Raw genomic sequence first — 19,647 nt, forward strand, 5'->3', positions numbered from 1 at the left:
AAGGTTGTGATCACGCGGCGAAGCGCGCGATCGAGAAGGGCGCCAGGGGCGCATTGGTGCCGCCGGTGGCGATCAGCCCGGCCATGATCTCGCCCACGCCCGGGCCCATCTGGAAGCCGTGCGCGGAAAAGCCGAAGGCGTGGAACAGCCCCTCGTGGCGGGCCGAGGCGCCGATGACCGGGATGTCGTCGGGCATGCGCGCCTCGACCCCGGACCAGCTGCGGACGATCTGGGCGTCGCGCATGATCGGGAACAGTTCGGCGGCGACCTGCGCGGTCAGGCGCAGTTCGGGAAACAGGATCTCGGACAGGTTCGAGGCGGCATCGGCGCGGCCGCGCCTGCCGCCGCCGATGACCACGGTGCCGTTCGGCATCTGCTTGAAGGACAGGGGCCGCCCGGTCGCCCCCACCACCGCGTCGCAGAAATGCGGCAGCCGGTTGGTGACCAGCATCATCGGCGCGATGGCCTCGACCGGCGCCGGCTCGCCCAGCATCCCCGCCAGCCGCCCGCCCCAGGCGCCGGCGGCGTTCAGCAGGTGCGGGGCGCGGAAATCGCCCTGGGGCGTCGTCACGATCCAGTCGGCGTCGCGGCGGATGGCGGTGGCGGGGCAGCCCTCGTGGAAGCGCACGCCCGACGCGGCCGCCTTGCGCTGAAAGGCGAAGGTGGTCTTGTAGGGCTGGGCGAAGCCGTCGCGCAGCGCCGCCAGCCCGCCCAGGGCGTGATCGGCGACGGCGGGCAGCAGGCGGCGCAGCGCGGCGCGGTCCAGCATGACTTCATGGTCAAAGCCCATGGCGCGCAGGTCGGCGGCGCGGGCGGCAAGGCGGGCCAGCTCGGCCTCGGTTTCCGCCACCTTGATCTGCGGCGCGATCTGGAAACCGCAATCGTCGTCCAGCAGATCGGCGATGCCATACCAGATCTGCATGGAATGCTGCGAGATCGGCACCTCGGCGTAATGCCGGCCCAGCCGCCGCACCCCGCCGGCGTTCACCCCCGAGGCATGGCGGCCGATGCTGTCCTTTTCCAGCACGATCACCGACATGCCGCGCCGCGCCGCATGCAGCGCCGCCGAGCAGCCATGGATGCCGCCGCCGATCACCAGCAGCTCGGCCGAGCGGCCGGAATGCGGCGCCGCGCTGCTCATTCCGCCGCCATCCCGCTGGCGGGGCCGGGCTCGAAGCGCGCCAGTTCGGCCAGCGGGATCGGCTTCAGCGGCGGCCGGATGCGGTAATAATCGGTGACCTGCGGATCCTCGCCCTTGCGCGCGGCGATGATACCGGCCACGGCCAGGCCGCAGACCCGGCCCTGGCAGGGGCCCATGCCGGCGCGCAGCATGGATTTCACCTGGTTGGGGCCGGGGGCGCCCAGATCGACGGTGGCGCGGATCGTGCCGGCCGTCACCTCCTCGCAGCGGCAGATGACGGTGTCGTCGGCGGGGGCAAGCACCTCGGGGGCGGGGGCGTAGAGCGTTTCCAGGAACGGCCGGACCGCGGCGGCGCGCGCCAGCGCCGCCCGCAGCCGCGCCATGCGGGCGGGATCGCCGCCGGCGATGGACAGCGCCACCAGCCGGCCCTGCAGGGCGGCGGCCTTGGCGCCGCCGATGCCCGCCCCGTCGCCCGCGACGTAAAGCCCGGGGACCGAGGTCTGGCCGCTGGCGTCCAGCACCGGGCGGAAACAGTGCTGGCTGGCGTCCCAGCGGTGATCGGCGCGCATCAGCCGGGTGATCTGCTGGTTCGGCACCACGCCCTGATGCAGCGCGATGCTGGTCGTCTCGATCCGCTGCGCGCGGCCGCCGGCGGCAAAGACCAGCGCCCGGGCGGCGTCCGCGCCCTCGACGGCAAGGCCGGTGGCATGGCGGTGGATCGGCACGCCCGCCGCCTTGACCTTGCGCATCAGCGCCAGCCCCTTGGCCAGGTAAGAGCGCGCCGGCAGCGCCCGCAGCAGATGCGGCAGCGCCGCCCGCATCCGCCCGCGCGGCAGGTTCTCGACCACCGCGCGCGGCGGGCAGCCGGCATCGACCATCTGCGCCGCCAAGAGCCACAACAGCGGGCCCGAGCCGGCCAGCACCGCGTCTTCCGCCACCACGCCCGAGCCCTTCAGCAGGATCTGCAGCGCGCCGACCGTGGTGACGCCGGGCAGGGTCCAGCCGGGGATCGGCATGGGCCGTTCCAGCGCGCCGGTGGCGGCGATGATGGCGCCGGCGCGCAGCTGGTGCGAGACGCCCCGATGCGAATAATCGACCACCCTGTCGGTGCCGATGTTCCAGACCAGCGCCCCGGGCAGGTAGCTTGCACCCGAGGCGCGGAAACTGTCGGCAAGGCTGCGACCCTCGGCATAGTCGGGGCCGAGGATCTGCAGGCGGCGCGGGCCGGCGGTCTCGATGCCGCGATAGATCTGGCCGCCGGGGGCCGGGGCCTCGTCCAGCAGGATGACGGAAAGCCCGGCTTTGGCGGCCTCGGTCGCGGCGGCCATGCCGGCGGGGCCGGCGCCGATGACGACAAGATCGGCGAAGGGGGTGGAGGGGGTCGCGGTCATGGATGCACCTCTGCCGCGCCGCGCTGGCGGCGCACGGTCAAGCCTTCGGTCACGGGGATCATGCAGGCCTGCCGGTTCGGCTGGCCGTCGATTTCCACCAGGCAGTCGAAGCAGGCACCCATCATGCAGAAGATGCCGCGCGGCTGGCCCGAGACCGCGCTGTCGCGCAGGTCGCGGATGCCGGCCGCGGTCAGGGCCGCGGCGACGCTGTCGCCGGCCCGCGCCTCGATCCGGCGGCCTTCGAAGGTGAAGCTGAGCGTCGCCCCTTCGGGGTCAATGCGCCGTGGCATGTCCAAATCTCCTTGCGGTGAAGCGTTCGACCCGCGCGTCCAGCCGGCCGCGCGCGATCATCGGCGCCAGGGCCAGCGCATGGGCGCCGGCCAGCGTGACGCCGGAATGGCAGTTGATGGAAAAGGCGCCGGGAAAGCCCGGGGATTCCTGATAGACCGGAAAGCCGTCCAGGCTGAGCACCCGCACCGCGCCCCAGCTACGCACCACCCGCAGCCGGGCGATGGCGGGAAAGCAGCGCACGGCGTGGCGGGCGATGTCGCGGATCACCGCACTGACGCTGTCGGTGGAATAGCCGGTATCCTCGTGGCTGTCGCCCAACATCACCGTGCCCTCGGCGGTCTGGCGCAGCACATGGGTCGGCATCGGCAGCAGCGGCGCGGCGCGCTCGGTCACCAGGATCTGGCCCTTTTCGGCGCGCAGCGGGATGGTCATCCCCAGCGCCGGCGCCAGCGCGGTATTGCCATGCCCGGCGGCCAGCACGATCTTGCCGGCGCGGTATGTCCCCTTGGCGGTGCGGGCAAAGAAGCCCTGGCCGTCGCGCCCGACCTGATCGGCGCGCGCATCGGCGACATAGCGGCCGCCCCGCGCGGCGATGGCGGCGTGCAGCCCGCGCAGCAGCCGCAGCGGGCTGGCATGGCCGTCATGCGGCGACCAGCTGGCGCCGATCACGTCCGGCCCCAGCCCCGGCAGCATGGCGTCAAGCTGCCGGCGGTCGATGATCTCGGCCCCGTAGCCCGCGGCGCCGTTCACGTTGTGCATGCGGGCGATCTGGGCGCGCTTGGCCTCCAGCTCGGATTCCGACAGCATGAAATGCACGCCGCCGGGCTTTTCGTAATCGGGCGAGATGCCGCTGTCCTGCTGCAGCATCCCGGCGAATTCCGGCCAGAGATCGGCGGAATGCCGGGTCCAGCGCGCATAGTCGTGCAGGCCGTCGCCCTTGGACTGCACCCAGACCAGCCCGAAATTGCCCCGGCTGGCGCGCAGCGCCACGTCGCCCTCGTCCAGGACGGTCACCCGCTCGCCCTCGCGCGCGAGGCCGTAGGCCAGCGCCGCGCCGACCAATCCGCCACCGACCACCAGCGTGTCGGCGGCGCGTTCGTTGGAAATCATGTCTTGCCTTCTCCGATCAGGAGTTTGTCGAGCCCGTAAAGCCGGTCCACCGCCAGCATCAGGGCCACCGTGAACAGGATCGCCACCGTCGAGACCGAGGCGACCAGCGGGTCCGTGGTCTGCGCGATATGCGAGAACATCCGCACCGGCAGCGTCGTGGTCGACGGGCTGGCGATGAACACCGTCACCGTCAGCTCGTCGAAGCTGGTGATGAAGGCCAGCACCCAGCCGCCGACGATGCCCGGCAGGATGCTGGGCAGGGTGATGCGGCGGAACACCGTCCAGTCGGAGGCGCCCATGGCGACGGCCGCCCGCTCGGTCGCGGCGTCCAGCCCCACCACCGAGGCCAGCACCAGCCGCAGGATGAAGGGGGTGACGATCACCACATGGCACAGCATCATGCCGGTGAAGGTGCCGCTGATGCCCACCAGCGTCAGGAAGCGCAGGAAGGCGATGCCCAGCACCACCGTCGGCACCATCAGCGGCGACATGAACAGCGCCTGCAGCGCCTCGCGGCCACGGAAGCTGCCGCGGCCGATGGCCAGCGCCGCCGGCACCGCCAGCACCGTGGCCAGCGTCGCCGCGATCAGCGCCAGCTTCAGGCTGATCCAGGCCGCCGTGATGAAGTCGGGATTGTCCAGGATGGCCCGGAACCAGCGCAGCGACAGGCCGCTGGGCGGAAATTCCAGGTAGCCCGTCGGCGTGAAGGACACGCCGATCACCACGATGATCGGGGCCAGCATGAACAGCGCGAACAGCGCGCAGAAGGCCTTGGCGAAAATGCCGTTGCGTCTCATGCGTATTCCTTTCCGACCCGGGCCTCGACCAGCCGGGTCCAGGTCAGCATCACCGCCATGATCGCCACCAGCAGGATCATCGCGATGGCGGCGCCCAAGGGCCAGTTCAGCGTGTTCATGAACTCGTCATGCACGGCGGTGGCGGCGACCTTGACCCGGCGGCCGCCGATGATCGCCGGCGTGGCGAAGGCCGAGGCGGAAAGCGCGAAGACGATCAGCGACCCCGACAGCACCCCCGGCATCGCCTGCGGCAGCACCACGCGGCGAAACACGGTCCAGGGCCGTGCGCCCAGCGATTCCGCCGCCGCCTCGGCCGAGGCATCGGCGCGCTGCAGCGCCGCCCAGACCGCCAGCACCATATAGGGCAGCATGACATGGACCAGCGCCAGCACGATTCCGCCCGAGCTGTACATCAGCCGGATCGGCCGCTCGATCAGGCCAAGATCCATCAGCGCGCCGTTCAGCACGCCCTTGTTGCCCAGGATGATCGCCCAGCCCAGCGTGCGCACCACGACCGAGATCAGCAGCGGGCCCAGCACCACCAGCACCATGACCGAGCGCCAGAACGGCGTCATCCGGTTCAGGAACCAGGCCAGCGGCACGCCGATGGCGGCGCAGATCAGCGTCGTGGCCAGCGCGATGCCGAAGGTGCGGCCGAAGATCTCGTAGAAATAGCCGTCGCCCAGCACCTCGGCATAGTTCGCCAGGCTCAGATCGCTGCCGATGCCCTTGTAGAAGTCGAAGCTGTTGAAGCTGAGCACCAGCGTCATCAGCAAGGGCACCAGCAGCATCAAGGCGAAAAGCAGCAGCATCGGCGCCGACAGCAGCCATTTGCGCGCCGCGGGCGGCAGCGCGGGGCGGGCGGTCTCGCGCAGGGTTTCGGTGGATGCCATGGTCATGCCGCGCCCTCGACCGGCAGGATGCGCAGGTGGTCGCGCTGCCAGGACAGGTGCACGGTGTCGCCCGGCGCCGCCTCGGGGCGGCCGGTATTGCGGCGCAGGATCAGCAGCGGTCCCAGCGGCGTTTCCACCTTCAGCAGCCATTGATCGCCCAGGAACACCTGTTCCGAGACCGTGCCCGAGACCAGCCCCTTGCCCTCGGCCACCAGTTCGATGCGTTCCGGGCGCAGCGCCAGTTCCACCTCGCCCGGCGGCAGATCGGCCGCGGGGCCCTGCAGGCGCAGCCCGCCCAGATCCAGCGCCGAGCCCTCGGGGCCCTTGCCGGACAGGCGCCCGCGCAGGCTGTTGCTTTTGCCCAGGAAGCCCGAGACGAACGAGGTCTGCGGCGCCTCGTAGGCGTCGAAGGGGGCGGCGGCCTGTTGCAGCCGGCCGCGTTCCATGACGATGACCTGATCGCTCAGCGCCATGGCCTCGGACTGGTCATGCGTGACCAGCAGCGTGGTGACGCCGGCCTCGCGCTGGATGCGGCGCAGTTCCAGCTGCATCTCCTCGCGCAGCTTGGCGTCCAGGTTCGACAGCGGCTCGTCCAGCAGCAGCAGTTCCGGCTGGATCACCAGCGCCCGGGCCAGCGCCACGCGCTGGCGCTGGCCGCCGGACATGGCGCGCGGATAGCGGTCGGCCAGATGCGACAGATGCACCAGGTCCAGCGCCTCGGCCACGCGGCGCTTGCGCTCGGCCCGGTCGACCTTGCGCATTTCCAGCCCGAAGGCGACATTCTCGGCCACCGTCATGTGCATGAACAGCGCATAGGTCTGAAAGACGATGCCCAGCCCGCGCTGCCGCGCCGGCACCGCGGCCAGGTCGCGGCCGTTCAGCAGGATGCGCCCCGAGCTGACGTCCTCGAAGCCGGCGATCATCTGCAGGGTGGTGGTCTTGCCGCAGCCCGAGGGGCCCAGCAGCGACACGAAACTGCCGCGCTCGACGCTGAAGCTGAGCGAATCGACGGCGGTGAAGGTGCCGTAGTTCTTGGTCAGGCTGACCAGATCCAGAAAGGCCATGCGATTTCTCCGTGCCGTTGGGGTGCGGGAAACGGGCGAGGCCGCTGCCGGCCCCGCGCGACGGTTCAGGCGGTCAGCGCTCGACCTCGCGCGCCCAACGCTGGGTCCAGTCGTCGCGGTTCTGGTTGATCGTGTCCCAGTCCACCGTCACCAGCGACTGGATCTTGTCGCCATAGGGCAGGCTTTCGGCCAGTTCCGCCGGCAGCACCGACTTGGTGTTGACCGGGCCGGCGCCCATGGCATCGGCGAATTTCACCTGCACCTCGGGGTCCAGCAGATAGTCGATGAAGGCCTGCGCCTCGTCGGGGACGTCGCTGTCCACCACCGGGCAGGCGGCCAGCAGCAGGGCCACCGCCCCGTCCTCGGGATAGGCGAAGCCGGCCGGGAAGCCGGTATCCGCCAGCGACTTGGTGCGGCCCGAGCCCCAGACCGACAGCGCGATCTCCTCGGACTGGAACAGTTCCGACATCTTGCCGGCCGAGGGTTCGAAGACCAGCACGTTCGGCGCCACATCCTTGGTCATGGCGGCGAAGCCGGGGTCGATATCCTTTTCGCCGCCGCCCGCGCCGCGCGCCAGCATCACCAGGGCGTGCAACCCATAGGTGTTGGAGATCGACGGGATCGACAGGATCTGGTCGTATTTCGGATCCTTGAGATCCTGCCAGCTTTTCGGCGGCTCCCAGCCCTCGCGCTCGAACCAGGCCTTGTTATAGGCGAAGCCCGTTGCCACGAAACCAAGGCCGATGGCGTTCTTACCGATGCGGGCCAGTTCGTAGACATCCTTCTTGATCGGCGTATCGGCCAGCGGCGCGCAGAATCCCAGCGCGTCGGTCTGGTACATCGGGCCATCGTCCAGCAGCACCACGTCCAGCTCCTGCGCGCCCTTCTGGGCCTGCAGCCGCGCCAGGTTCTCGGTCGAGTTGCCGGGCACGAAGGCGATCTTCACGTCATGGGTCTTTTCGAATTCGGGGATCAGCAGCTCTTTCATCAGCGTCTCGAAAGAGCCGCCATAGCCGCCGACGGTCAGCGTCTTCTGCTGGGCCAGCGCCGGGCCGGCAAGCGGCAGGGCGCAAAGCAGCGTCGAGGCAAGGGCGTAACTGGAGCGTTTCATCTGGCAATCCCTGTTGGTGTTTTTCTTGGCTCAAGGATTGGCGCTTTTCAGAAGCCTGACAATTGAGTTTAGTTTGGAGAGTCATTCCGTTTGGTTATGGAGTCTGCATGGCACGCCCCAATATCCGGCAGATCGAGGCCTTCAATGCGGTGATGAAGGGCGGCTCGGTCACCAAGGCGGCCGAGATGCTGTTCGTCAGCCAGCCGGCGGTCAGCAAGCTGATCCAGCAGTTCGAATCGTCCTGCGGCTTCAACCTGTTCAACCGCGGGCAGGGCCGCCTGCTGCCGACGCCCGAGGCGCGGCGGCTGTTTTCCGAAACCGAGAAGTTCATGACCGGCGTCGAGCGGATCGAGAACGCGGCCCGCGCCATCCGCAACACCGAACGCGGCGAGATCTCGGTGGCGGCCTTTCCGGCCCTGGGGATGCGGGTTCTGCCGCAGCTTCTGGCGCCCTTCCTGGCCCGCCGGCCCGAGGTGCGGATGACGATCCTGACCCAGAACTCGCCCGATATCTCGCAATCCATGCTGGCGCGGGCGGCGGATTTCGGCATCTCGCTGGTGCCCTCGCAGGCGCCGGGCATCCATTGCCGGCCCTTCGTCCAGATGAGGATGGTCTGCGCCTTGCCGGCAAGCCACCGGCTGGCGGGGCTGGCCAGCATCGACCTGGCCCGGCTGGAGGGCGAGCCGATGATCGTGCTGGGGCGCGACGACCAGTCCCACCGGGTGATCGTCGAGGCGCTGAGCCATGCCGGGGTGCATGTGGAATCGCGGGCCGAGGTGCAGATGGCCGATACCGCCTGCGTGCTGGTCAGCGAGGGGTTCGGCTTTGCCATCGTCCCCGCCATGGCCCGGATGAGCTGGGGCAGCGGCGGCATCGCCTTCGTGCCGATCCAGCCGGCGCCGCGCATGATGATGTGGCTTTATACCTCGTCATGGGAACCGACCTCGCAGCTTGCGCAGGCGCTGATCGATTCCGTGCGGCAGGGCCTGCTGCAGGTGGACGACCTGTTCCAGCCGCCGTCCTAGGGCCGGGCGCCCGGCCTAGCCCGCCGCGCCGTAGCGCGCCGCGCATTGCGCCGCGCCTTGCGAGGACAGCGCCGCAAGGCGCTTTTGCAGGGCGTCGCGCTTGCGCATCTCGGCGGCAGGGTCGATCGCCACCCTTTTGCGCATTGTGTCGGGACCGCCATAGCAACTGGAATAGCCCAGGCCCAGGCGGCCATGACCGCCCCGGAAGCCCCCGGCGCAGAAGCGGAAGCCGGTGGCGTTCGCCGCCGTGTCCTCCCAGGCATAGCCCCGGGCGATATTCATCTCGACCTCCTGCAAAAGCCGCGCGACGTTCCTTTGCTCGGCCGAGACGCGGGTTTCGCAGCGTTCGGCCGGGGTGCCGCAGGACGCAAGCCCGAACAGGGCGGCGCAGGTGATGGCAAGGGTGATGCGGTTCATCGGACTATCCCCCGTCTTGTGTCGCAAGCATATCCCGGTTCCGGCGCGGCGGCGACAGGTTTGCCGGATCGGCGCCGAGGCGGGCCGCGCCGCCCGGGCGTTATCCGCGCATCCGCCCGTCCGGCCTTGCGGGCAAAGCCGGGCCGGCCGGCCGGGGTGGGTGGCGCCCGGGGGCGCGGGCTGATAGCAACCGGGCAAAGACTTTCCCCGATCCCGTTGGACAAGCCCCAGCCATGACACGCATTTCTGCCTCGTCGCAAGAAGCCCCGTTCCCCCGCGCCCGCCATGCCGCAAATCTGGTGGGCGCGTCATGGATGGTCGCGGCGATGGCGGGGTTCACGCTCGAGGACGCGATGATCAAGGGCGTGTCCGCCACCCTGCCCATCGCCCAGATCCTGCTGAGCTTCGGGCTGGGCGGGGCGCTGGTCTTCGCCTGCCTGGCCCGGTGGGCGGGCGAAAGCCTGTTCACGCCCGAGGTGCTGTCCTTTCCCATGCGCCTGCGGGTGCTGTTCGAGATCAGCGGCCGGCTGTTCTATGTCCTTGCGCTGGCGCTGATCCCGCTTTCGGCGGCGACCGTCATCCTGCAGGCGACGCCGGTGGTGGTGGTGGCCGCCGCCGCGCTCGTCTTCGGCGAGCGGGTCGGATGGCGGCGGTGGAGCGCCATCCTGCTGGGCATGGCGGGCGTGCTGGTCATCATCCGGCCGGGCACGGACAGCTTCTCGATGCTTTCGCTGCTGGCGGTGGCGGGGATGCTGGGCTTTGCCGGCCGCGACCTTGCCAGCCGGGCGGCCCCGGCGGCCCTGGGCACCCATGTGCTGGGTTTCTACGGCTTTCTGGCGGTGACGGCGGCCGGGGTGATGGTCGCCGTCTGGACCGACGCCGGTTTCGTCCGTCCCGACGGTCGGGCCTGCCTGCTTCTGGCCGGCGCGGTGCTGTGCGGCGTCTGCGCCTATGCCTGCCTGATGAAGGCGATGCGCACGGGCGAGGTGTCGGCGGTCACGCCCTTCCGCTATGTGCGGCTGATCTTCGGCGTCGCCCTGGGCGTCCTGCTGTTCGGAGAGCGCCTGACCCCGTCGATGCTGCTTGGCTCGGCCATGATCGTCCTGTCGGGGCTGTTCATCATGTGGCGCAGCGCGGCCAGAAAGACCTGACCGCCGAAACCGCCGCATCGGGCAGGGGGTGGGTTGACGGCCGGGACCGGCCGCGCTTCCCTGCCGCGGCGCGGCACAGGAGAACGGGAATGCAGCAAAGACGGCTTGGCGACCGCAAGGTCGGCGCCATCGGCTTCGGCGCGATGAGCTTTGGCGGCATGTTCGGGGCAACCGATGCGGCGACCTCGCTGGCCTGCCTCGATGCGGCGGCCGAGGCCGGCATCGGCCATTTCGACACCGCCAACATCTACGGCATGGGCGTATCGGAACAGATCATCGGCCGCTGGGGGCGCCGGGACGTGCACCTGGCCACGAAATGCGGCATCGTCAACGGCCCGCCGCGCGCGGTGCGCAACGATGAGCCCCATATCCGCCAATGCCTCGAGGAATCGCTGCGCCGGCTGAACCGCGAGCATGTGGAGCTTTACTACATCCACCGCCGCCAGCCCGATATCCCGGTCGAGGATCTGGCCGGAACCATGGCGAAGCTGGTGCAGGAGGGCAAGATCGGCGGCTATGGCCTGTCCGAGGTCGCGCCGCAGACCCTGCGCCGCGCCCATGCCGAACATCCGGTCACGGCGGTCCAGAGCGAGTTTTCGCTGTGGACGCGGCTGCCGCAGCTGGGGCTGATCCAGGCCTGCCGCGCGCTTGGCGTCGCCTTCGTCGCCTTTTCGCCCCTGGGCCGGGGGATGTTCGGCCGCGCGCCGCTGAAACGGGATTTCCGCGCCGGCATCGACTTCCGCGACACCAATCCGCGCTTCGTCGAGCCCAATTTCTCGGCAAACCTTGCCGCCATCGCGCCCTTTCGGGATCTTTGCGCCCGGCGGGGCTGGACGGTGCCCGGCGCGGCGCTGGCATGGGTTCTGGCGCAGGGCGACCACATCATTCCGATCCCGGGCACGCGGTCGGCGGATCACCTGCGCGACTGGCAGCTTCCCAAGATCGACGCCGCCGATCTCGCGGAAATCGACCGGATCCTGCCGCCGGGCTTCGCCCATGGCGACCGCTATGGCGATCACCAGATGGCCTTCGTCGAGCGCTATTGCTGAAGGCGGCGGCGGCTTTCCCGCGCGGAATCGTCCCGCCGCCCGCCCGGTTTCGGATGGCTTTCGCTGTCGCGGCGGCGCGGCGCTCGCCCCTCAGGCGGTCAGATCGCCGGGCTGAAGCGTCGTCACCTCTCTGAGGCTGTCTGCGTCGCGGACCAGGAAGATCGCCTCGATCCCGCGGGCCCGGGCAAGGGCGGGGCCGGCATGTTCGCCCAGCACCATCAGCCCGGTTGCCCAGGCATCGGCCTGGGCGCAATCCGCCGCCAGAACCGTGACGCTGGCCAGCCGGTTGCGGACCGGGCCCCCGCGCCGCGGGTCGATGGTGTGGGACAGCCAGTCCAGGCCCAGCCGGACCCGGTGCCGATAATCGCCGCTGGTGGCCAGCGCCCGGCCCGAAAGCTCGATCAGCCCATGCGCGGCCCGGCGGTCCGGATCGGGGCTTTCCAGCGCGATGGCCCAGGGCCGGCCGTCCGGGCGCAGGCCCTCGGCCAGGATCTCGCCGTCCAGTCCGACGGTGAAATCGGGAATGCCGCGGCCGCGCAGCAGCCGCGCCATCCGGTCCACGGCATGACCCTTGGCAATGCCCGACAGGTCGAGCTGCCGGGCATTCAGCCGCCGCACCCGGTTGCGGGCGGGACAGCATTCCACCTCGGCGCGCAACGGCTGGCGCAGGGCGGCGCGGATCGCGGCCGCGTCGGTGCGGCCCTGCGCGGCGCCAAAGCCCCAGGCCAAGACCGCCTCGCCCACGCCGATGTCGAAGGCGCCGCCGGAGGCCTCGGTGATCCGGGCGGCGGCCTGCAGCACGGCGATCAGGTCCGGGCCGGTCCGGACCCATGCGCCGGGCGCGGCGGCGTTCAGCCGCATCAGGGTGCTGTCCGGACGCCAGGTGCTCATCTCGCGGTCCACGGCATCGACGCAGTCCTGCAGCGCCGCGCCCAGCCCGGGCGGGATGCGCCCCTGCGCCAAGCGGGCCGTCCAGCGCGTGCCCATGGTGGGCCCGTGCAGGGTGACGAGCCGATCGGTATCAGTAGACATCTTCCAGATACCTCCCCTCTGCCCGCAGCCCGGCGACCGTCAGGTCGAGCGGCCGCAGGATTTCGGCAAAGGCGGCGGCCACGCCGCGCGCCATCGCGGTGCTGCCGCAGATCAGCACCTGGCCGCCGGCCTGGATCTGGCGCGCCAGCTCATCGGCATTCTCGCGCAGGCGGTCCTGGACATGCCTGGGCGTGCCGCCGCGGGAAAAGGCCATGACGCGCCGGCCCAGCCGGCCGTCGGCCAGCATCGCGTCGGTCTCGTGCCGGTAGAGGAAATCCGAACCGGGGTCGCGGATGCCGAAATACAGCACCGACCGGCGCCCCGGCCGCAGGTGGCGCAGGATGCCGACCATCGGGCCGACGCCGCAGCCGGCCGCGACCAGGATGACCGGCACCGAGCCGCCAGCCGCGCGAAAACCCGGATTGGCGCGGACAAAGGCCTGCACCCGGTCGCCGGGCTGCAACCCGTGCAGGTAGCCCGAGCAGAGCCCGCCCGGCATCCGCCGCACGGCGATCTCGGCAAAGCCGTCCCGGCGGCCCGAGGCCAGCGAATAGAAGCGCGGCGCCTCGGCCCCCGGCGCCATCACGCCCAGAAGGTCGCCGGCCCGAAAGCGGGGCAAGGCCGCGCCGTCCGGGGCCGCAAAGCGCAGCACGGCCGAGGGAGCACCGATATCGGCGCCGAAATCCTGCCGCGCCGCCAGTTGCAGCGGCACGGACCTTGGCGTGGCGCTGCGGTGCCGCAGCGCCAGCGGCAGATCCAGCGCGCGGCCCAGATCCTCGCCCCAGCGGGCGAAATCCCGGCTGGACTGGCGGTCGATCCGCGCCAGCGGCAGCAACGCGGGCCAGCCGGCGCGGGCGAGCCGCGCCGAGACCGTCTCGGCAAAGCCGCAGAAGGCGGGAAAGCTGCGGTCGCCGAAGCCCAGGACCGCGACCGGAACCGGCGTCATGCTGTCCAGCCGGTCCAGGAACCGCGCCGCCGAGGCCGGAGGATCACCGTCGCCATGGGTCGAGGTCAGCAGGATCAGCGCCCGCGCCGCCGGCATGGGCCCGGCCCGGTTCATCGCGCCCAGATGCACGGGCTGGCCCTGGGCCAGCAGCGCCCGCGCCAGCGTCGCGGCGAAACCCCAGGTCGTCCCGTCCTGCGAACCGACAAGGATCACGATGCCGGCCCGGGCCATGGCCGCCGTCCCGGCGATGCGCGGGCGCGCCGCGCGCCGTTTCCACCAGATCCAGCCGCCGGTGCCGGCCAGGACCGGAACCGCCAGCGCCGAGGCGCCCAGCAGCAGGCCCAGCCACCACAGGCCTTGCCCGGTATGCAGCGCATAGGCCCATTCCCACAGCCGCGCCGCCGCGGCGTGGTCCTGCCAGTTCAGCAGCGCGCCGGTGGCCTGGTCCACATAGCCGGCGCCGGTGGCCGTCTGCAGGCCGAACACATCGGCCGGATCACCGGCGGCGGGCCAGGTCAGGCGACGCAGCTGCCCGACCGGCAGCAGGCGCAGCGCCGCAAGCGTCCCGACCGGCGCCGGCGCCGCGCCCGCCGCCACCTCGGGAAAGGCGGGCTCGGCGGCGCTGCCGTCCTGGATCAGCCCGAAGCTGGCCAGCGACATCCAGATGCCGGTCAGGGCCGAAACCGTCAGCCCGTCCAGCGCCGCGCCGCCCAGCAGGGCATGCCAGCGGCCGGCTGGGCCGGCGCAGACCCGCCGGCCCAGCCGCCGCCAGCCGCCGAGCATCGCCGCCAGCAGCGCCAGACCGCTGAGGCCGAGCACCGCCATGGCGCCGGCGCCCAGCCCCGCCACGGCGCGGCCGGCATCGCCCAGCAGCAGCGACCGGTGCAGGCCGCGGATCCAGCGCAGCGTCGCCGAGGCCGCCCACGGTTTCAGGTCCGCGCCGGTGGCGGGATCGACGCTGACGGTCTCGTAACCCTCGGGCGTCGCGAAACTGGCGACGAAGACGCCGTTGGCGCGCCGCTCCAGCCGCTCGACATCGGGATGGTTCGCGGCGACCGCGGCCGCCAGCGCCGCGACCGTGCCGCCGCCGGGCCGCGCGTCCAGCCGTTCAAGCGCCGGGTCGAGCGACAGGATGGCGCCCGTGCCCGCCAGCAGGGCCAGGACCAGCCCGAAGACCAGCCCGGCCACCGAATGCAATCTGCGCATCATCGCGGGGCTCAGAAATCATATTGCAGGGATCGGACGAAGCCCTTGCCGGCCACGGGCTGGCCCTTGCCGGCGGTGGTCAGCGGCGCCACCACCTCGGCCGGGCGGTCGGCGACCTCCTCGACCGCGCTGTCCAGGCGGATCTGGTAGCCGGCATCAAGCAGCGCCTCGGCCAGGTCCACGCTGACCGTCAGGGTCCGGCCCGCACCGACGCTGGCGCCGGTGATCGCGTCGATGCCGGCGGGGGCGCCGCCGGTCGCGCGGTACCAGTCGGACAGATGCTTCCAGTATTTCGTCTTCGGCCCCGCCACCCACAGGGTGCCCTGATAGGCCCCCTGCGCATCGGTCAGGTAAAGCGCCAGATAGGCGCCGTCGCCGGCATAGGGTTTCATCGCGGCGGTGATCGTCACCTCGCGCGCCGTCGCGGGCGCGGCCAGCATCGCCAGGGACAGGCACAGGGCGGTCGTGGTGGTGTTCATCGGGGTTCTCCGGGTTGTCTGTCAGTTGGTGCGGCCGGTCGCCGGCCCGATCAGCGGATTGGCCGGCTGAGCGGCGGGCGGGGCCGGGACCGGCCCGCCGCCGTCCTCGCCGCGCGGCCGGTCGTCCTCGTCGCTGTCGGGATGGCGGCGGTCCTTGTCGTGGCGGTATTCGGTCTCGAGGATCTCCAGCGTGACCGGATCCATCTCGATCTCGACGGCACGGCCGTCGGCGGCGCGGCCATAGACCTTGTAGCAGCCGTCGTCGGTGCGGATGCGGCGCACCGTGACGCCTATGTCGCGGGCCTTCCGGGCCACCGCCTCGCGCGGTTGCCAGTCCCGCATCGGGCGGTCGCAATCGTCATCGGCCAGCGCCGCGGTCCCGGCGGCCAGGCCGGTCCCCAGCATCAGCAGCATCAGCATTCTGCGCATGGCGGTTCCCTTCTGCCTTGAACCGCCTCCGTTCTGCCCGCGCCGGCTGACAGGGGGCTGAACGCGACGACAAGCCGCGTTCAGCCGCCTGTCAGTTTGCGGCATCATGGGCGGGACTCATGGAGGCCGGTATGCGCATTCTGCTGGTGGAAGACGACCCGGGGCTGGGTCGGGCCGTGCATGACCAGATCCTGGGCGAAGGGCATTGCGCCGACCGGGTGGCGCGGGTCGCCGATGCCCGGGCCTGCCTGGACAGCGTGGCCTATGACCTGATCCTGCTGGACCTGATGCTGCCGGACGGGAACGGGCTGGATTTCCTGCGCGGCCTGCGCGCGCGCGGCATGGTGACGCCGGTGATCATCCTGACCGCCAGGGACCGCATCACCGAACGGATCGAGGGGCTGAACGCCGGGGCGGACGACTATCTGGTCAAGCCCTTCGACCTTGACGAGCTTTCCGCCCGCATCGGCGCGGTGGCGCGCCGCTATGCCGGCAATCCCAACCCGCTGATCCGGCTGGGGCCGCTGGAGATCGACCTGGCCTCGCGCGGGATCTACGGCCCCGGCGGCCGGGTCGACCTGTCGCAGCGCGAATGGGCGATCTTCGAGGCGCTGCTTCAGCGCCCCGGCTCGATCGTGACCAAGGGACAGCTCGAGGAGCGCCTGTATGATTTCGACAGCGAGGTCGAAAGCAACACCATCGAGGTCTATGTCAGCCGCCTGCGCAAGAAGCTGGGCCGGGACTGCATCGAGACCCTGCGCGGCCTGGGCTATCGCCTGGGCCATCCGGCAGGCGGCGCATGAGCCGCCCGCAAAGCCTGCGGCGCGACCTGTCGCTGGGCATCGCGCTTGGCGTGGCGGTGCTGTGGGTGCTGGCGCTGCTGCTGGCCGGCGGCGTCCTGCAACGCCAGCTCAACGAGGTCTCGGACAGCGCCCTGCAGGAGGCGGCCGAGCGCATCCTCTCCATCGCGGTGGTGGAGCTGACCAACACCGACGAGGATCAGTCCGCCCGCCGCATCTCGCCCATCGGGCCGCATGACGAATACCTGACCTATGCCGTCTATGACCGCGACGGCGGGGTGCTGCTTTATTCCCACGAGGCGCATCGCCGGCTGTTCTCGGGTCCGCCGCATACCGGGTTCTGGAACCGGCACGGCTATCGGCTTTTCGGCCTGGACGCGGTCTCGGGCGCCTACCGGATCGCGGTGGCGGAACCCCTGGCGCATCGCCGCGAGACGCTGCTGGCCAGCCTGCAGGCGCTGGCCCTGCCGGCGGCGGCGCTGCTGCCGCTCAGCGTGCTTTGGGTGCTGTGGCTGACCCGGGCGCGGCTGCGGCCGATGACCCGGCTGTCGGATGCCATCCGCCACCGCAACGAACACGAGCTTTCCGCCGCGCCGACCGGCGGATTGCAGGCCGAGTTCCTGCCGCTGGCCGACGCCGTCAACCGGCTGATGGCGCGCATGGCCCGGGCGCTGGAGGCGGAGCGGGCCTTCACCTCATCGGCCGCGCATGAGCTTCGCACCCCCATCGCCGCCGCGCTGGCCCAGGCGCAGCGGCTGGTGCGCGAACTGGCGCAGCGGCCGGAACAGCCGCGCGCCGCGGCGCTGGAGGCCGAGCTGAAGCGGCTGGCGCGGCTGGCCGAAAAGCTGCTGCAACTGGCGCGGGCCGAGGGGGCCGGCGTGCTGCGCGACACGCCCAGCGACCTGGTTCCGGTTCTGGCGCTGACCCTGGACGATTTCCGGCGCGAAGGCGCCGGGCCGCGGCTGCAGGTGGTCCTGCCCGAGCGGGCGCCGTCGCCGCTCGACCCCGACGCCTTCGCGATCCTGGCCAGGAACCTGATCGAGAACGCGCTGACCCATTCCCCCGCCGGCACCCCGGTCGGGGTCGAGCTGCTGCCGTCGGGCCGGTTCACGGTCTCGAACGCGGCGGCGCCGATCCCGCCGGACCGGCTGGCCGATCTGGTGCGGCGGTTCGCGCGGGCCGGCAGCGACCGCCCCGGCTCGGGCCTTGGCCTCGCCATCGCCGAAAGCATCGCGCGGGCGGCCAAGGGGCGGCTGGAACTGATCTCGCCCATCCCCGGCCGGGCCGACGGGTTTCGCGCGGTGTTCTGGCCGCCGGCATAGCCGCGCCGGCCAGTCCTCGCGGCGCCGTCACGGCGCCTTGCCGCCCCGGATCGGATCGGCCAGCAGCCGCAGGCCGTTCAGCACCACCAGCAATGTCCCGCCCTCGTGCCCCAGCACCGCCAGCGGCAGCGGCAGCGACAGGAACAGCCCGGACAGCACCATGACCGCCATGGCCGCCATCGCGAAACCCAGGTTCTGCCGGATCACGCCCCGGGTGCGGCGGGCCAGGCGATGCGCGGCGGCAAGGCGGGCCAGATCCTCGGACAGCAGCGCGACATCGGCGGCCTGCAGCGCCACCTCGCTGCCGGCGACGCCCATGGCGATGCCGACATCCGACCGCGCCAGGGCGGCGGCATCGTTCACCCCGTCGCCGACGAAGGCCACGCGCCCGCCGGCGGCCAGGGTTCCGACCAGCGCCACCTTGTCCTCGGGCAGCAGGTCGGCATGGATATCCTGCGGCGCGAAGCCCAGCTCGGCGCCGATGCGCAATCCCACCGCGCGGCGGTCGCCGGTCATCATCACCAGCCGCCCGACCCCGGCGCCGCGCAGCGCGGTCAGGGCCCGGGCCGATGTGGCGCGCGGCCGGTCCGCCACGGTGACGGCGCCCAGCAGGCGGTCGCCCTCTCCGGCATAGACCACGGTCTCGGCGGTCTTCGCCAGGGTCCGCACCCCCGCATCCGCGATGCGCGCGCCCATGCGCTCGGCCATCCGGGCATTGCCGGCCCAGAACCGCCGGCCGCTGCCGGCTTCCCGGCCGCTGATGCCTTCGCTGGGCGCGTTCACGACATCCCGCATGGGCCGGGCGGCGATGCCCTCGGCGGCGGCGCGGCGGCGGATCGCCTCGGCCAGCGGATGCTCGGACTGGTCCTCCAGCCCGGCAAGCAGGGCAAGAAGCGCGCCCTCGGGAATGACCGAGGCAAGGCCGGTGACCTCGGCCCGGCCGGTGGTCAGGGTGCCGGTCTTGTCGAAGGCGAAGGTCTCGACCTCGGCCAGGCTCTCAAGCGCGCTGCCGCCCTTGAACAGCACGCCGCCCCGCGCCGCCGCCGCCAGCGCCGACAGGATCGCCGCCGGCACCGAGATGACGATGGCGCAGGGGCTGGCCGCGACCAGCAGCGTGGCGGCGCGGTACAGCGCGTCCTCGGCAGTCCGGCCCAGCCCCAGGAAGACGGCAAAGGCCAGCACGGCGCCCGCCAGCACCAGCACGGTATAGCGGCGGCCGAACCATGCGCTGAAGCGCTGGGACGGGGCGCGGGCGGCCTGCGCCCGCGTCACCAGCGCGATCATGCGGGCGACGGTGCTTTCCGCCACCGGGCGCGACACGGTGACGCGCAGCACCGCATTCAGGTTCACCGTCGCCTCGAACACCTTGCCGCCGGGGCCCTTGCGGACCGGCATGGATTCCCCGGTGATCGTCGCCTCGTCCAGCGCCCCCTCGCCGTCCAGCACGATGCCGTCCGCCGGCACCCGCGCGCCCGGGCGCAGGACCACGACATCGCCGGGGCGAAGATCCGCGGCCCGGACCTCGATCACCGCGCCATCGGCGCCCTGCAGCAGGGCGCTGTCGGGACGGAGCAGCATCAGCGCTTCGACCGCGTGGCGGGCCTTGGTCATGGCGCGGCGCTCCAGCGTCGTGGACAGGCTGAACAGCGTCAGCAGGACCGCCCCCTCCAGCGCCGCGCCCACGGCCGCCGCGGCCAGGGCCGCGATCACCATCAGCAGGTCGACGTCAAGCGCATGTTCGCGGCCCAGCAGCATCAGCGCCCGCATCGCGGCGGGCAGGCCGCCGGCCAGAAAGGCCAGGCCCAGCCCGGCGGCTCCCCAGGGGCCGGGAAGGACGAATGCCGCGATCGCCGCAAGGCCGAGCCCGGCCATGGTCAGGGCCGACAAGACCGCCATCATGCGGTCGGAAGAAAACGTGGCGGTCAATTCCCCATCCTGGCTGTGCCGCAGACCGGCCGCGGCTGCATGCAGCCTTAGGCCAGATTGCTGACAA

Annotated in this window: 19 protein-coding genes; 5 read left to right on the plus strand and 14 right to left on the minus strand. The window is 71.5% G+C overall.

Going from position 1 to position 19,647, the window contains the following annotated elements; translation table 11 throughout:
- Window positions 1–10 precede the first annotated feature (10 nt).
- From ACFOMP_RS11820 to ACFOMP_RS11855, 8 genes are all read right to left on the minus strand, one after another.
- The gene (locus ACFOMP_RS11820) at window positions 11–1,141 is read right to left on the minus strand and encodes an NAD(P)/FAD-dependent oxidoreductase (RefSeq protein ID WP_379030747.1); all 1,131 of its coding nucleotides are present in this window, start codon (window positions 1,139–1,141) and stop codon (window positions 11–13) included.
- Window positions 1,138–2,532 carry an FAD-dependent oxidoreductase gene (locus tag ACFOMP_RS11825; RefSeq protein ID WP_379030750.1) on the minus strand — a complete coding sequence of 465 codons (1,395 nt, stop codon included), beginning with the start codon at window positions 2,530–2,532 and terminating at the stop codon, window positions 1,138–1,140. The genes ACFOMP_RS11820 and ACFOMP_RS11825 overlap by 4 nt, the downstream gene beginning before the upstream one ends.
- Window positions 2,529–2,822: a (2Fe-2S)-binding protein gene (locus ACFOMP_RS11830; protein WP_199258065.1), complete on the minus strand. Its 294-nt coding sequence runs from the start codon at window positions 2,820–2,822 to the stop codon at window positions 2,529–2,531. The genes ACFOMP_RS11825 and ACFOMP_RS11830 overlap by 4 nt, the downstream gene beginning before the upstream one ends.
- Window positions 2,806–3,933: an NAD(P)/FAD-dependent oxidoreductase gene (locus ACFOMP_RS11835; protein ID WP_379030753.1), complete on the minus strand. Its 1,128-nt coding sequence runs from the start codon at window positions 3,931–3,933 to the stop codon at window positions 2,806–2,808. The genes ACFOMP_RS11830 and ACFOMP_RS11835 overlap by 17 nt, the downstream gene beginning before the upstream one ends.
- Window positions 3,930–4,730 (minus strand): ABC transporter permease, encoded by an 801-nt coding sequence (locus ACFOMP_RS11840; protein ID WP_379030756.1) that lies wholly within the window; start codon window positions 4,728–4,730, stop codon window positions 3,930–3,932. Before ACFOMP_RS11840 ends, ACFOMP_RS11835 begins: the two co-directional genes overlap by 4 nt.
- Window positions 4,727–5,629 carry an ABC transporter permease gene (locus ACFOMP_RS11845; protein ID WP_379030759.1) on the minus strand — a complete coding sequence of 301 codons (903 nt, stop codon included), beginning with the start codon at window positions 5,627–5,629 and terminating at the stop codon, window positions 4,727–4,729. Before ACFOMP_RS11845 ends, ACFOMP_RS11840 begins: the two co-directional genes overlap by 4 nt.
- A complete protein-coding gene (locus ACFOMP_RS11850; RefSeq protein ID WP_379030762.1) occupies window positions 5,626–6,687 on the minus strand; it encodes an ABC transporter ATP-binding protein in 1,062 nt (353 codons plus the stop codon). The genes ACFOMP_RS11845 and ACFOMP_RS11850 overlap by 4 nt, the downstream gene beginning before the upstream one ends.
- Window positions 6,688–6,760: 73 nt before the next feature.
- A complete protein-coding gene (locus tag ACFOMP_RS11855; protein WP_289896815.1) occupies window positions 6,761–7,798 on the minus strand; it encodes an ABC transporter substrate-binding protein in 1,038 nt (345 codons plus the stop codon).
- A 107-nt stretch (window positions 7,799–7,905) separates the two neighbouring features.
- Here ACFOMP_RS11855 and ACFOMP_RS11860 point away from each other — a divergent pair, with 107 nt between their 5' ends.
- On the plus strand, window positions 7,906–8,823 hold the full coding sequence (locus ACFOMP_RS11860; RefSeq protein ID WP_289896814.1) for a LysR substrate-binding domain-containing protein: 918 nt from the start codon (window positions 7,906–7,908) through the stop codon (window positions 8,821–8,823).
- A 15-nt stretch (window positions 8,824–8,838) separates the two neighbouring features.
- On the opposite strand, the gene ACFOMP_RS11865 is transcribed toward ACFOMP_RS11860, so the two are convergent.
- Complete coding sequence (locus ACFOMP_RS11865) at window positions 8,839–9,240, minus strand: hypothetical protein (protein ID WP_379030765.1); 402 nt, start codon at window positions 9,238–9,240, stop codon at window positions 8,839–8,841.
- Between the two features lie 233 nt (window positions 9,241–9,473).
- Here ACFOMP_RS11865 and ACFOMP_RS11870 point away from each other — a divergent pair, with 233 nt between their 5' ends.
- The gene (locus ACFOMP_RS11870) at window positions 9,474–10,391 is read left to right on the plus strand and encodes a DMT family transporter (RefSeq protein ID WP_289896812.1); all 918 of its coding nucleotides are present in this window, start codon (window positions 9,474–9,476) and stop codon (window positions 10,389–10,391) included.
- An 89-nt stretch (window positions 10,392–10,480) separates the two neighbouring features.
- Window positions 10,481–11,440 (plus strand): aldo/keto reductase, encoded by a 960-nt coding sequence (locus ACFOMP_RS11875; protein ID WP_379030769.1) that lies wholly within the window; start codon window positions 10,481–10,483, stop codon window positions 11,438–11,440.
- A gap of 90 nt (window positions 11,441–11,530) precedes the next feature.
- On the opposite strand, the gene ACFOMP_RS11880 is transcribed toward ACFOMP_RS11875, so the two are convergent.
- Genes ACFOMP_RS11880 through ACFOMP_RS11895 form a run of 4 tightly spaced genes read right to left on the minus strand, consistent with a single transcriptional unit; the run spans window position 11,531 to window position 15,532 of the window.
- Window positions 11,531–12,472, minus strand: a complete 942-nt coding sequence (locus ACFOMP_RS11880) for an FAD:protein FMN transferase (RefSeq protein WP_379030772.1) — start codon at window positions 12,470–12,472, stop codon at window positions 11,531–11,533.
- Window positions 12,462–14,627 (minus strand): PepSY domain-containing protein, encoded by a 2,166-nt coding sequence (locus ACFOMP_RS11885; RefSeq protein WP_379030775.1) that lies wholly within the window; start codon window positions 14,625–14,627, stop codon window positions 12,462–12,464. The genes ACFOMP_RS11880 and ACFOMP_RS11885 overlap by 11 nt, the downstream gene beginning before the upstream one ends.
- An 8-nt stretch (window positions 14,628–14,635) precedes the next feature.
- Entirely contained in the window at window positions 14,636–15,103 is a 468-nt protein-coding gene (locus ACFOMP_RS11890) for a DUF2271 domain-containing protein (RefSeq protein ID WP_289896808.1), read from the minus strand.
- A 21-nt stretch (window positions 15,104–15,124) separates the two neighbouring features.
- On the minus strand, window positions 15,125–15,532 hold the full coding sequence (locus ACFOMP_RS11895) for a PepSY domain-containing protein (protein ID WP_354670387.1): 408 nt from the start codon (window positions 15,530–15,532) through the stop codon (window positions 15,125–15,127).
- Window positions 15,533–15,663: 131 nt separating this feature from the next.
- On the opposite strand from ACFOMP_RS11895, the gene ACFOMP_RS11900 reads away from it, so the two are divergent.
- Both ACFOMP_RS11900 and ACFOMP_RS11905 read left to right on the plus strand, forming a co-directional pair.
- Complete coding sequence (locus ACFOMP_RS11900) at window positions 15,664–16,335, plus strand: response regulator (RefSeq protein ID WP_379030779.1); 672 nt, start codon at window positions 15,664–15,666, stop codon at window positions 16,333–16,335.
- A complete protein-coding gene (locus ACFOMP_RS11905; protein WP_289896806.1) occupies window positions 16,332–17,654 on the plus strand; it encodes an ATP-binding protein in 1,323 nt (440 codons plus the stop codon). The genes ACFOMP_RS11900 and ACFOMP_RS11905 overlap by 4 nt, the downstream gene beginning before the upstream one ends.
- A gap of 27 nt (window positions 17,655–17,681) precedes the next feature.
- On the opposite strand, the gene ACFOMP_RS11910 is transcribed toward ACFOMP_RS11905, so the two are convergent.
- Entirely contained in the window at window positions 17,682–19,553 is a 1,872-nt protein-coding gene (locus tag ACFOMP_RS11910) for a heavy metal translocating P-type ATPase (protein WP_379030904.1), read from the minus strand.
- Window positions 19,554–19,647: the final 94 nt, after the last annotated feature.

Origin of the sequence: Paracoccus simplex, assembly GCF_042648325.1 — a bacterium.
GTDB lineage: Bacteria > Pseudomonadota > Alphaproteobacteria > Rhodobacterales > Rhodobacteraceae > Paracoccus > Paracoccus simplex.

Bases quoted from the DNA above. Each gene is read 5' to 3' on its own strand.
- ACFOMP_RS11820 (WP_379030747.1), bottom strand. From the start codon at position 1,141: ATGAGCAGCGCGGCGCCGCATTCCGGCCGCTCGGCCGAGCTGCTGGTG.
- ACFOMP_RS11825 (WP_379030750.1), bottom strand. From the start codon at position 2,532: ATGACCGCGACCCCCTCCACCCCCTTCGCCGATCTTGTCGTCATCGGC.
- ACFOMP_RS11830 (WP_199258065.1), bottom strand. From the start codon at position 2,822: ATGCCACGGCGCATTGACCCCGAAGGGGCGACGCTCAGCTTCACCTTC.
- ACFOMP_RS11835 (WP_379030753.1), bottom strand. From the start codon at position 3,933: ATGATTTCCAACGAACGCGCCGCCGACACGCTGGTGGTCGGTGGCGGA.
- ACFOMP_RS11840 (WP_379030756.1), bottom strand. From the start codon at position 4,730: ATGAGACGCAACGGCATTTTCGCCAAGGCCTTCTGCGCGCTGTTCGCG.
- ACFOMP_RS11845 (WP_379030759.1), bottom strand. From the start codon at position 5,629: ATGACCATGGCATCCACCGAAACCCTGCGCGAGACCGCCCGCCCCGCG.
- ACFOMP_RS11850 (WP_379030762.1), bottom strand. From the start codon at position 6,687: ATGGCCTTTCTGGATCTGGTCAGCCTGACCAAGAACTACGGCACCTTC.
- ACFOMP_RS11855 (WP_289896815.1), bottom strand. From the start codon at position 7,798: ATGAAACGCTCCAGTTACGCCCTTGCCTCGACGCTGCTTTGCGCCCTG.
- ACFOMP_RS11860 (WP_289896814.1), top strand. From the start codon at position 7,906: ATGGCACGCCCCAATATCCGGCAGATCGAGGCCTTCAATGCGGTGATG.
- ACFOMP_RS11865 (WP_379030765.1), bottom strand. From the start codon at position 9,240: ATGAACCGCATCACCCTTGCCATCACCTGCGCCGCCCTGTTCGGGCTT.
- ACFOMP_RS11870 (WP_289896812.1), top strand. From the start codon at position 9,474: ATGACACGCATTTCTGCCTCGTCGCAAGAAGCCCCGTTCCCCCGCGCC.
- ACFOMP_RS11875 (WP_379030769.1), top strand. From the start codon at position 10,481: ATGCAGCAAAGACGGCTTGGCGACCGCAAGGTCGGCGCCATCGGCTTC.
- ACFOMP_RS11880 (WP_379030772.1), bottom strand. From the start codon at position 12,472: ATGTCTACTGATACCGATCGGCTCGTCACCCTGCACGGGCCCACCATG.
- ACFOMP_RS11885 (WP_379030775.1), bottom strand. From the start codon at position 14,627: ATGATGCGCAGATTGCATTCGGTGGCCGGGCTGGTCTTCGGGCTGGTC.
- ACFOMP_RS11890 (WP_289896808.1), bottom strand. From the start codon at position 15,103: ATGAACACCACCACGACCGCCCTGTGCCTGTCCCTGGCGATGCTGGCC.
- ACFOMP_RS11895 (WP_354670387.1), bottom strand. From the start codon at position 15,532: ATGCGCAGAATGCTGATGCTGCTGATGCTGGGGACCGGCCTGGCCGCC.
- ACFOMP_RS11900 (WP_379030779.1), top strand. From the start codon at position 15,664: ATGCGCATTCTGCTGGTGGAAGACGACCCGGGGCTGGGTCGGGCCGTG.
- ACFOMP_RS11905 (WP_289896806.1), top strand. From the start codon at position 16,332: ATGAGCCGCCCGCAAAGCCTGCGGCGCGACCTGTCGCTGGGCATCGCG.
- ACFOMP_RS11910 (WP_379030904.1), bottom strand. From the start codon at position 19,553: ATGATGGCGGTCTTGTCGGCCCTGACCATGGCCGGGCTCGGCCTTGCG.